We start from the raw sequence: 13,058 nt of genomic DNA on the forward strand, positions 1-13,058 counted from the left end.
AGGGGGAATTGGAGTTTATAAGGGGAGATTAACATAATAAAAACAGTTGCACTGCATCAATGTCTTATCCACCCATGACCTGCTGGTTTTTAGGGATGCGTGCCATAGTGAAGTGGTGCTTTCGTTAGTTGTTGATAACGGAAAAATGGTGTAAATACAATTGAGCTTTTAAAAAATGATAAATAAGTAAAAGGAGTTGTTCCATTGAACGGCTCCTTTTGTCATGAGGGCTGTTAAAAGTAGATTAAAAATTGCAATGGTTTTTGCAAAAGTACAAAATAAAATGCACTTTGCCATACATGGAGAATTGGCTGATGAAGTAGATAGTTAGCCATGGATAGGGTACGTTGGAACACAGAGTTTATAGAAATATTATAAATCTGACAGGAATTAATAAAAAACGTAAAAAGTGCTACAATATAATATTGTGCTATTTTTTATGAAAAACAGACAAACTAACTGTAAAGAGATGCCGTCTCGTCTGAAGGATCTCTTTAATAAGGAGGAGCCTCAATTGCAGATCTTGTTGGAAAAAATTAATTTATATATATATTCACCGCTTCTGCTGGCTATTTTACTGATACTAATTGCATTGTTCTGTTTCATTCTGTTAATGCTGTATTGCCGGTGCAACCATTTTGGTAAGAAATTACATTTTCCGCTTTGTTCTCCGGGAGAAGGAGATAAACCGGGTCCCAGCGAGTGGGAGAAGCAGATGCTTGATCTGGCAGAAAGCCACAGGCAGGTCAGATTGATTGGATATAGCTTTGTTCTTAATAATTATAATCAGGCGGCCTATAAAAAGCTGAATAAAATCAGAAACAGCATCTCTGCTGTGTCTGCCGATATGATTTCCCTGATTCCGGCAGCCCGCTGGCTCTATGACAATTTCCAGATGCTGTACCGGGAAATTAAAAAAGTGCGTAACTCGGGAACTGGCTATGCCGTACTGCCGGTGCTGAAGGGAAAGGAATACCGTAACTTTCCCCGTATTTATGTTGTGGCAAAAAAGATGGTGGCTCTTTCCGGTGGCCATTTAAGTGAGGAAAATATATCTGTGATGCTCAAGGCTTATCAGCAGAAGATACCGCTTACAGACAAGGAAATCTGGGTCTTGCCGGAAGTGCTGGGCTTTTGCCTTCTTGAAGAAATCATTGCAATCGCCAATGAAATCCTCCATATGATTGATGTGAAGTCGAAGGCAGAAAAATTTCTCCGGGATAAGCTTCCCCATAAGCAGGGACCGGCTTGTATATCAGCACTGTTTTGCAAAATAGAGGATAACTTAAGGCTGAACTATTCGTTTCATGCCCATGTAATATACCTGCTGAAAAATATGTCTTTTGATGAGGCATCCATTCAAAAATACCTGGAATTTCATTTTGCTTCCATGGAAAGACAGGTGAAGACTTCCGACATATTCATGGAAGAAGGAAAGATTGAATCATTTCTTGAGACGAATATGCGGACTCTGATTGTCAGCCTGAGGGATGTCAATGAAGTGGATGAGGAAAAATTCTTTGAGGAATATTCCTGCCTGGAGCAGATTTTATCACAGGATCCGGATGGGGTCTTTAAAAAGATGGATCTGGAATCCAGGGGCATGTACCGTGGGGTCATCGTTAAATTATCGCTCCGTTATCGCCTGAGGGAGGAAAAGATAGCGAAGGACTGCCTGGAGCTGGCAGTTCAGGGAAGGGAAGGACTGCATTGCTCTCATCATGTGGGAACCTATCTTTTGGGGAAGGGGTATCCAATTCTGAAAGCAAAGGTATTAGGAAAGCCAATCCCCAAAAGAATTAAAAATAGACGAAACGTAAATGGTTTCCTTTATTTCCTTACCCTATTTTTCATTATTCCGGGGCTGAGCTTCTGCCTGCTCTATGCTTTCAGGGCTCTTGGCGGGCTACAGGATAACAGCCGGAAGATCATTACTCTTCTGGCGGCAATGCCGCTGTTAATTGGGATCTCTATGGAGATTACAAACTTTATATTTACCAGAAGAATTAAGGTTCAAAAGATTCCTTCCCTGAACTATCTGAAAGAAATACGGTCAGAAGCAAGAACCTTTGTGGCCATGCCGGTCATCGTTTCCACGAAAGAACAGGGTATGGGATACATGGACCGTCTCCAAAAGCATTATCTGGCAAACCGGCAGCCCAACCTTTTTTTTGCATTGCTCCTTGATTTTGAGGATTGCCCGGACCCGTTCATGACAAAGGATGAGGTGATTGAAATTGCTCTAGCTGCACGAATGAAGGAACTGAATGAGCTCTATCCATCGGAGCACCAGCGTTTCTCGCTGTTCTTACGCTGCCGCAAATGGAATCAGGCGGAAAACTGTTATATGGGCTGGGAGCGAAAGAGAGGAAAGCTGGAAGAGTTTAATAACCTTTTAAACGGGGAAAAAAAAGAGAATACTACCTTTTCCTCCATTTACTGTGATGAAAAGCTTCTTTCCACCTTTCGGTATGTGATTACACTAGATGCGGATACAAATCTGCTTCGTGACAATGCCGCGAAACTGGTCGGACTGATTGATCATCCTTTAAATAAACCAATTCTGGATGCCAAAGGTCAAAAGGTGGAGGAAGGCTATGTCATCATTCAACCTTCGGTAAGAAACCATATCGTGGATAAGAACGGCAGCAGATTTACAAAAATCTTTGGAGGAGAATCAGGTCTTGCCCATTACGGAACCGTAATATCAGATATCTATCAGGATATTTTTAACGAAGGAATCTATACCGGGAAGGGCATCTATGACTTGTATGCTTTCTACAAGGTGCTTCAAAATAAGGTACCGGAAAACCGGATTCTCAGTCATGACCTTTTTGAGAGCTGCTATGCACGGACGGCTTTTTCCAGCACAGTCAAGATTATGGACAATTTTCCAAACAGCTTTTTATCTTTTACCAAAAGGGAACACCGATGGCTGCGCGGGGACTGGCAGCTTCTGCCCTGGTTGTTTATGAAGAAGGACTCGGAAGGGAGAAGCTTATGCGCATTGTCAAGATGGAAAATCTTTGACAACTTAAGGAGGAGCCTGGTTCCGCTGAGTAAGACGCTGTTGATATTGTTGAATCTGGCATGGATGCCCAAAGCATATTATCTTTGGGTACCTTTCGTTTTCTTTAATGATATATTTGTTATGGTGACTATGTTGTTTGCAGTGGTCACCCAGAAGCTGATCCGTCCGAAGCTTGTACTTGTTTATAAAGGCTTTTTTAAGGAACTTGCTGTGATGCTGGAAAGAGCATTCCTGGAGTTTACAATCACTCCTTACCGTGCTTATGTCGCATCCGATGCAATAGTCAGAACTTTGTATCGGGTCTTTATCAGCAAAAAAAATCTGCTTCGCTGGAATACGGCGGAAGCAGTGGATGCCTCCATTGTCAATACCAGAAAGGGATATTTTCTTACCATGTGGAGCTCTTTTCTTCCGGCGCTTGCGCTTGTAATAATTCCATTTATGGGATATTTGGAACCGGCGGGAATGATACTGACAGCAATCATAATTGCCGACTGGAGCGTTGCCTTTGAAATCGCATACCGGATCAGTCAGCCGGAAAGGAAGCTTCATCTAAGGGATAAAGCACAAGACAGTGAGCTGCTTCTGGATACTGCACGCAGAACCTGGCTGTTTTTTAAAGAGCTTTCCACGAAGGAAAATAACTGGCTCTGTCCGGATAATTACCAGATATCAATGGTTGAAAAAATCAGCGATAAAACATCGCCGACCAATATCGGACTTCAGTTTCTGGCAATCCTGTCAGCCAGGGATTTTGGGTTTGAAACTCTTAGCGCTACAGTTGAGACAGCAGAGAACCTGATGGAAACGGTTCAGAAAATGCTGAAATGGAAGGGACATCTCTATAACTGGTATCATATTAAAACCTTGGAGGTGCTAAACCCTGCCTATATATCAACCGTTGACAGCGGTAATTTCCTGGGACATCTGGTCGCCCTGAAAAACGGTCTTTTAGAGCAGATCGACAAGCCGGTTTATCCAGACAATTTTCTGCCTGAACTCAGAATTGCGCTAGAGAACAGCAATAATGAAATTCAGCTGAGAACAGGAAATCCCGCCGGAAATAAGCTTAGGGACGGGTATCAAAGGATCGGTGAACTGATAGAAGATATTGCGGATATTTGGGAAAACTTAAACGAGAGGGAGCTACGGCCACCAGCAGATTACCCATGGACCAGGCAATTGATGAACCTCATTGACAGCACTGTAAATGAAGCTGCGGCCTTAAAACTGAAGGAAGAGAGTTTTTCCCCTTATCTTGTGCTTAGTCGTATTGCAGCAGAGGACAATAAATTTGCAAATAGCATGATTGATCGCATCAAAGTACTCAGCAATAAAATTGACTACATGTTAGCAAATGTTAATTTCCATTTTCTATTTAATGAAAAGAGAATGCTGTTCCATATCGGATATCATGTATCCTCGCACATGTTGGATGACGGCTGTTACGACCTGATGGCTTCGGAATCTGCACTCACAAGCCTTCTTGCCATAGCTTTGGGGGAAGTGCCTTTAAAGCATTGGTATAAACTGGGAAGACCCCTGACCATTGCAGGGGGCATTCCATGTTTTGTGTCCTGGAGCGGTACGATGTTTGAATATCTGATGCCGAATCTTGTATTTAAAGAATATGAAGACTCCGTCTACGCGCAGACTTCCAGGGCAGCGGTACTCCAGCATATGAAGTATGCAAAGGAGGCAAATATCCCCTGGGGGATATCGGAATCCCAGTATTATCGTTTTGATTTAAACTCAAATTACCAGTACAAGGCTTTCGGTGTTCCGAAGATAAGACTCCAGCCGGTCCGAAAAAATCCCCTGGTGGTTGCTCCTTATGCAACGATGCTGGCACTGAATATCGCAGAAGAGGAATGCATGAGAAATTTAAAGCGGCTGAAGGAATTAGGTGCCTTCGGCACTTACGGATTCTATGAGTCCGTTGATTTTAACGTACCGAATTCAGTGGAATTGAAACCTTATTGCATTGTAAAATCCTATATGGCCCATCATCAGGGGATGAATCTGGCTGCCATCAATAATTATCTAAATGAGGGCATCCTTCGGGAGAGATTTCATGGCGAGATGATGATAAAGGCTTCAGAAGTTCTTCTGGAAGAAAAACGGCAGTCCCATCTGATTTCCATTGCCAGGCAGGGATATACAATAAAAATTGGAAAGCCTCTATTTAAAGAAGACAGTTACAGTAACCGATATGTCAACCGTGCAGGTGTGAATTCGCCGGTTGTAAATTATCTGTCAAACGGTAAGTATTCACTGATGATAACCACCGATGGGGACGGCTTCAGCAAATATGAGGATCGGATGATTTACCGCTGGCGGCCGGATATTTACGCGAATACAGGAAATTATATCTATATCAAGGACATGAAGCAGGAGAAGGTTTGGAGTGCCGCTTATCATCCGACAAGAACGGAGCCGGAGGATTACCAGGTGGTTTTCTGGCCGCACCAGGCGGAATTTAAGCGCAGGGACGGGGATATCTCATCACACATGATTGTCAGCCTGGATGCGGATCATAACTTTGAGATACGTAAGGTTACATTGACCAATCACGGGAAAGAGGAAAAGCAACTGGAAGTGACCAGCTATGTGGAGGTGGTGGATGATACCCATATGGCAGAGCTAAGCCATCCTGCGTTCAATAAGCTCTTTCTGGAAAGCGAGTACCTGGGAGAGCAGGAAATCTTCCTCTCAAAAAGACGACGGAAGAAGGATGATAATAATCCTTATGTGATGCACATGGTAAGTACAGGAACAAAGCTATGCAAAAAATTAGAATATGAAAATGACAGAAAACGCTTTATTGGAAGAAACAATACCCTGGAGAATCCAGATTCTGTTGTTAACAGCATTGCTTTTTTTAATAATTCGGGCTTTTGCAATGATCCGATTATGAGCCTGCGGGCACAATTTTTCATAGGAGCAGGTGAAACTGCCTGCATTTCTTTCATTACCGGAGTGTGTGGAAGTAAGGAAGAAGCAATAAAAATCGCAGAAGATTTGAAGGTAAGTTATCGGATTGATGATATCTTGGAGAAATTCAAGCTTCAAACAAACCTGGAGTTAAAGTATCTGGAGATTACTGGAACCCAGTTGAACGCTTTTCAGGAACTGATCAGCCCTGTCTTCTATCCTATGGGAATTTACCGTGGGCCGGATGAAAATATAAGACGGAACTTTATGAATCAGAGCTTCTTATGGAAATTCGGTGTATCCGGCGATAATCCAATTCTGCTTTTACTGGTTCGATCCATTGAAGAGGAAAGAATTGTGAAGGATGTATTAAAGGCTTATGAATATTTAAGAATCAACCGTGTTATGATGGATCTGATTATTCTGATTGATTCCAAGCATGGTTATCTTCAGGAGGTAGATGATTTTATCAACGATATGACAAGCTCTCTTCGGATTTATGACTCTAGAAGTGAGAAGCCAAGCTTCTTTACACTGCATACGTATGAGATGAAACCGGCAGAGATTGATTTGCTGTATACGGTAGCGCGGGTCGTATTTTCCGATAAGACAGGGATTTATTTTACCAATGGGAAAGAAAATATGTATGAGTTACTTGAGGAATATTAGGATTTAAGGAGGAAGTGGCTTGAATACAGCAGATGCACCATCAACACAGGAGAAAGAAATAGAGGATTATGAATTTTTTAATGGCTTCGGAGCATTTGTCTGTGAGGGCAGAGAATATGAAATTCTGCTGGAGGGAAATAACAGACCGCCGGCACCCTGGATTAATGTAATCTCAAACAAGAACTTTGGATTCCAGATATCGGAGTCGGGGGCAGGCTTTACCTGGAATATCAACAGCAGGGAGAATAAGCTCACGCCCTGGTCCAATGACCCAGTAAGTGACAGAGCCTCCGAGGCAATTTATATTTTGGATGAAATAACCGGTGAGGTCATGACACCCATGTCCCTTGGAAGGGAAGACCGGGGCATTTACCGGGTAAGGCATGGTTTTGGATATAGCAGGTTCCTTCATGAGGAAGCGCTGGTTGATCAGGAGCTGACGGTTTTTACTCCTTTGGATGAGTCCTTGAAGCTATGGAACTTAAAGCTGACGAACCGTTCGGATAAAGTGAAATATTTAAGCCTGACCTATTATGTGGAATGGGTTATGGGTACGCAGAGAGAGCAAACCGGTCCTTATATTCTGACCGCCTACGACAATGAGCATGAATGTTTATATGCAAAGAACATCTATACCATGAACTTTCAAAACAGCTATTCCTACTTGTTTTGCAGTGAGACAATCATTGGTTATACCGGCGACAGACAGGAGTTTTTGGGGCAGAGGGGCAGCATCCAAAAACCCCGGGGAGCAGAGGTCAAGCTATCCTGCAATACGGGTGTGTGTTATGATCCCTGCGGAGCAATTCAGGTATCAATAGCAATACAGCCGCAGGAAATAAAGACTGTGCAGTTCGGGCTGGGGCAGAGCAGTGATCTTAATGAGATATACAAAAGCGGATACAAATACAGGGATGCCGCTGCTGTGGATAACGAGCTTGACAGGGTGAAAGCCTACTGGGACAGGATGTTAGGGACGGTTAAAGTGAAGACGAAGGACCGGTCGGTCGATATCCTGGTTAACGGCTGGTTGCTCTATCAGACGGTGTCCTGCCGCATTCAGGCAAGGGCAGGCTATTATCAGTGCGGAGGAGCTTATGGATACCGGGACCAGCTTCAGGATGCCCTTTCGCTTCTCTTTACAGATTCCAGTATTCTGCGCAGGCAAATTCTAATTGCCTGCAGCAGGCAGTTTGAAGAAGGGGATGTTCAGCATTGGTGGCATCCTCCCATGGGGATCGGGGTAAGAACGAGAATATCCGATGATTTACTGTGGTTGCCTTATTGCACCGCCGCTTATATTAAATGCACCGGAGATTACGCAATTTTAAAGGAGCAGGTGCCTTACATCAAAGGCCCAGTTCTTAAGGAGGATCAGCAAGATATCATGTTTACCCCGGAAATATCCGGGCGTTCCGAATGTGTTTATGACCATTGCAAAAAAACCATCGACCGGACTTGCTTCGGAGAACATGGACTTCCTCTCATGGGCGGAGGCGACTGGAATGACGGGATGAATGAGGTAGGAATGATGGGAAAGGGAGAGAGTGTTTGGCTGGCCTGGTTTTTGTATACCGTATTGGGTGACTTCATTCCCTTGTGCTCTCAGGAAGGTGATGAGGCTTACGGCCGGGAGCTGGAGCGGAAACGGGAAACCCTGCTTCAAAGCATCGAAGAACATGCCTGGGATGGGGAGTGGTATCTTCGGGCCTTTTATGACGACGGAACGAAGCTTGGCTCAAAGGAAAACGATGAGTGCAAGATAGATTCCATCAGCCAATCCTGGAGTGTGATATCAAAAGGGGCCAAAAAGGAACGGACGAAAACAGCAATGCAGTCGGCATGGCGTTATCTGGTAAGGGAAGAGGACGCCCTTTCCTTACTTTTGGCACCTCCCTTTGATAAGACAAGAAAAAATCCGGGTTATATCAAAAATTATATCCCCGGAATCAGGGAAAACGGGGGCCAGTATACCCATGCGGCGGTTTGGCTGGCAATCGCCTCATCGATGCTGCACGACTATAACATGGCTCAAACCCTGTTCACCATACTTAATCCGATTTACATTACGCAAAACAGGAAGGATGCGCTCAGGTACGAGAAGGAACCCTATGTAATGACGGCGGATATATCCTTAAGCCCGCCCTATACCGGAAGAGGTGGTTGGAGTTGGTATACCGGTTCCGCAGGTTGGATGTATCAGGGGCTGTTAAGCTGGTTTTTGGGTATTCGGAAGGAAGGGAATGAGCTGATTATTGATCCGGCGACACCTGCAGGTTTCGGCGATTTTTCCATTGAATATAAGTATGGGAGTTCTCTCTATGAAATCAGGGTTGAGAGCAGAAGCAAGGGAACGCTGACAACGGAAACAATTACTGTGGATGACAGGTTAATTCAGGGGAACAGGGTTTTATTGGTTGATGATGGAGAAGAGCATCGGATCATTGTATAAATTAGAAAGGATCCGATGTTTCTCTTGGAATCAGAACCGCTCGTTCATCTGAGCAACAACAAACTCCATGGCAGTACTGGCTTATATAGTGTTAGCCATGGTCTGTACCCCCATTTTCAAAAGAGCTTTTAGAAAACACCAGGTTATGTAAAAAATATATAGTTGGGAAGCAATATAATTGCACCTGTTTTCATGAAATTCCACATAATGTACAGCATTCTCTAAATAGGAACATCTGATGTTGAAGTAATAACACTCTGTACAATCATGCACGAATAAGGTTAGAAATAATACATTTGGGAAAGCATATCGAACCATGATTGAAGAAGGTCTGGAGAGTATTATGGTTGGGCATATTGCATTACCTGAAATGAGTAGAAAACTTAGTCCTGGTATCAAAGAAGAAGAGATCATATACAGTTAATAAAAGAGTTTTTAAATCATTTAGAATAACATGTAATTACCAAAAAACGTAGCCTAAAAAATAGATGTGAGAGCAGGGGGGCGGACATTTTCTTGGACTGGTTAAACCACCAATCCGAGGCTTTGTCTGTATTCCCTGCTCCCTACTGCCTTAAATATCAATTTCATGATTAATATTAGATTCTATCAATTTATCATAATCTGCATTACCGGCTTTTTCAGCCATGATTTGAATCTGTTTAAATACGAAATCCAGAGTGTCTTTATCTATACCATCTGAAATATATTCAATCCATTTTTCTAATAAATTAAGAATTTGCTCTTTATAATTCAATCCTTTGTCAGTTAAATAAAGATTTTTGGCTCTTCTATCTTTTTTTGATATCGTTCTTATTAAAAATCCTTTAGTTTCCAAAGATTTTATCGTTTTTGCCGTGATTGCTTTATCAATTATTAAAAAGGAAGATAGTTCCTCCTGATTGATGCCTTCATTTTCATATAAGTTAGCCAAAAAAATGCATTCCGAATAACCTAAACCTATATCCTTAAATGCACTATTGATATAAGTTTGAAACTGTCTGTTCAATATTCCGAAGAATCTTGTATAATTCCTTATATTCATGTTTATATCCTCGCTTTATATAGTCATAGCCGCTTTTTACTTTCTCTACAGCTTAGGCTATGTTATTTGTCATGCAGTTTTCACGTTCCTAATTTATCTAAACTGTATTTCTGTGCTTAAAAAAATATTAGCTTAGGCGTTGTCTTTTAATAATTAGTCTATATTTAATTATTGATCTGCATTATATCTATTTTGGTTGACAATGTCAACTTATTTGATTGCGAATAATTTCAACTATCGCGATTGAAATTTTAAGTTTATTGAGTATCTTATTAAAATTACTTTGTTAAATCACAGCATTATTAGTTGACAAACTCAACTAATATTATTATAATTTAGTTGAGTTAGTTAACTAATAATCAATTAAATGAAAGAAGTGATTACTTATGCCGTTAAATCCAATATTTAACAAATTATTAGAAACAGATTTCGATCGTATGTATTCTTCTCTTAACATTGATCAGTTGAGAGAATATTACAAGAAAAGTTGGGATGATTTTAAAGGAGATACCATCGAGGTAGGGAGTGTTAGCAATTGTACTGTTAAAACTTCCATAAGAGATACTCCAATCAGGATCTATAATCCGAAAGCCAAAGGAGCTCACCCAGTATTTATCTGGATACATGGTGGCGGATTTTCTTTTGGAAGTATTGAAGTCTACGATTCCATATGCCGATCAATAACAAACAATGTGAATTGTATGGTGCTTTCTATTGATTACGGCCTTTCTCCGGAATATAAATTTCCTAAGCCAGTGGAAGAATGTTATCAAGTGGTAAAATGGGTATATGAAAATGCAAAGAAATTGAATATACAGCCAGGTAAAATTGCCATTGGAGGTGATAGCGCTGGTGGAACTATTACGGCGGTAATTGCTCAACTCTCAAGAGATAGAGGTGAATTTCCAATTGCTTATCAAGTAGAGGTTAATACTATGTTTGATTTGCTTGGAGAAACAAAACCTTTATCCAGAGTGGAAAACGCAAAAGGGTACAGACTGACCGTAGAAGCCAATAATACGTTTTTTGTTCCAAATTATTTAAATGATTTAAGCGAGGCTAAGAATCCTTTAGCTTCACCATTACTTGCAGTGAATTTCAAAGACCTACCTGCGGCATGTATCATTACATGCGAATATGATCCGTTAAGAGATGAGGGCGAGGACTATGCTAGGAGGTTGTCAGAGGCTGGCGTTGACGTATGTCTTAAGAGATATGACGGAATGATTCACGGCTTCTTTAACATGCAAAGGACAGTGGAAGAAGCGAGGGATGCTCTTGCATTGGTATGCACAAAATTGACGGAAGCATTTCAGCTGTAAGTCTGTTTATTGCAGCAACCAAAAATCAGATAAATTGAGAGGAAGTTAGACAAATGGATGCCTTCAAAAAAGAGAACATATCCAAAATAGATGTCCATGCACATTATTTACCGAAATCATATAAAGAAGCATTGTTGAAATATTGTGGAAAGTATCCTGACGATTATCCGACACCCGATTGGAACCCGGAAATGCATCTTGAAGTCATGAATCGTCTGGGTATCGCAACGTCAATTCTTTCTTTATCGTCCCCCCATTTTAATTTTGGGGACAGAGAGATTACAAAAGTATTGGCAAGAGAGTCTAATGAGGAAGGAGCAGCTCTTGTGAGAAAGTACCCTGGACGTTTTGGATTGTTTGCCTCTTTGCCATTGCCTGATGTGGAAGACAGCATTGCAGAGATTCAATACGGAATGAATATTTTGCATGTCGATGGGTTTACACTGCCTACAAACACACAAGGAGTATATTTGGGGAATAGGTGTCTGGATCCTGTTATGGAAGAACTAAATCGATATCAATCAGTTGTTGCGATTCATCCCAATAGACCAAGCAGTGTCCCAGCTGAAGTTGTGGAAGGATTGCCGATACCTGTTATGGAGTTTTTCTTTGATACAACCCGTACGGTAGTAAATATGATTTTAAAGGGTACAATGAAGCGTTTCCCGGACATTAAATTCATCATACCTCACGCCGGAGCGTTTCTGTCAATACTTTCGGACCGGCTTGCGTTATCTCTTCAAGCGTTACCAGGGACATTTGGTGAACCGATTAAGCCTAAGGAAATTGATGTCTACTCCTCACTGAAAGGCTTCTACTATGATCTTGCCGGCGTTTGCCTGCCAAGACAACTGCCTTGCCTGATGCAACTCGTTGACACAGATCACTTTTTGTACGGCAGTGATTATCCATATACGCCCGTGTCTGGGTGTATCACTTTGGCAGATATGCTTGATAAAACAGGAATACTGATGGAAGAACAGCGTCGCAGCATTCATTCAGAAAATGCTCTGGGTTTATTCCGAAGGTAAGTAGAAGATAAATACATAAAAAAGTTTGTTATTAAAAAGCAGATTTGAGCATACACCCAATACAGGCAAATGAAATGTGCAAAGGTACTTCCCAGCAGCTTACGGTCTATTGAATTATTGCACTGATGATAATATTCAGCAGGCATGATGAGGCTGCCCAAAATACAAAATGCGACAAAAAGAAAAGGGCTTGCAACACCATTGATTGCTGCAAGCCCATACTAGCGGAGACGGTGGGATTCGAACCTAAAGAACCCACGGCACCTTGCGGTTCAACTGATTTCGAGGCGCATGAAAGAGCAAAAACCCTTTATATCTACGTATTTCTTCCCGTCAGTTGTTCCCTGTAAAGCCTGTAAATACGGGCTTTTTTTATTTCATGTTATTTGTGTCCACAACTTCTCACAACACTATTTTTTCCGTCCGGGCACCATTTGGGCACCACGGATTTTAACCTGTTTTTGCTCAAAATAACACCGGAACACACATAATAGAAAGGTAAAAACGTCTTTTTGATTCGGGCTAATCGCATATGAGGCGTTGGACCGCACCTGTACACATTGTATAGGTGATT

At 41.8% G+C, this 13,058-nt stretch carries 5 protein-coding genes; 4 read left to right on the forward strand and 1 reads right to left on the reverse strand.

Annotated features, from left to right (window positions below):
- Positions 1 to 514 precede the first annotated feature (514 nt).
- Both BET01_RS06165 and BET01_RS06170 read left to right on the forward strand, forming a co-directional pair.
- A complete protein-coding gene (locus BET01_RS06165) occupies positions 515 to 6,634 on the forward strand; it encodes a glucoamylase family protein (protein WP_158584993.1) in 6,120 nt (2,039 codons plus the stop codon).
- A gap of 19 nt (positions 6,635 to 6,653) precedes the next feature.
- Positions 6,654 to 9,086 carry a GH36-type glycosyl hydrolase domain-containing protein gene (locus BET01_RS06170; protein WP_120195925.1) on the forward strand — a complete coding sequence of 811 codons (2,433 nt, stop codon included), beginning with the start codon at positions 6,654 to 6,656 and terminating at the stop codon, positions 9,084 to 9,086.
- A 574-nt stretch (positions 9,087 to 9,660) separates the two neighbouring features.
- Here the strand turns inward: BET01_RS06170 and BET01_RS06175 are convergent.
- Positions 9,661 to 10,131 (reverse strand): MarR family winged helix-turn-helix transcriptional regulator, encoded by a 471-nt coding sequence (locus tag BET01_RS06175; RefSeq protein WP_120195927.1) that lies wholly within the window; start codon positions 10,129 to 10,131, stop codon positions 9,661 to 9,663.
- A 386-nt stretch (positions 10,132 to 10,517) separates the two neighbouring features.
- Here BET01_RS06175 and BET01_RS06180 point away from each other — a divergent pair, with 386 nt between their 5' ends.
- Together BET01_RS06180 and BET01_RS06185 are read left to right on the forward strand one after the other, a co-directional pair.
- A complete protein-coding gene (locus BET01_RS06180) occupies positions 10,518 to 11,453 on the forward strand; it encodes an alpha/beta hydrolase (protein WP_120195928.1) in 936 nt (311 codons plus the stop codon).
- A 53-nt stretch (positions 11,454 to 11,506) separates the two neighbouring features.
- Complete coding sequence (locus BET01_RS06185) at positions 11,507 to 12,484, forward strand: amidohydrolase family protein (RefSeq protein ID WP_120195930.1); 978 nt, start codon at positions 11,507 to 11,509, stop codon at positions 12,482 to 12,484.
- The last annotated feature ends 574 nt before the right edge of the window (positions 12,485 to 13,058 follow it).

Source organism: Lacrimispora algidixylanolytica (genome assembly GCF_003609635.1).
In the GTDB taxonomy this organism is placed as follows: Bacteria; Bacillota; Clostridia; order Lachnospirales; family Lachnospiraceae; genus Lacrimispora; species Lacrimispora algidixylanolytica.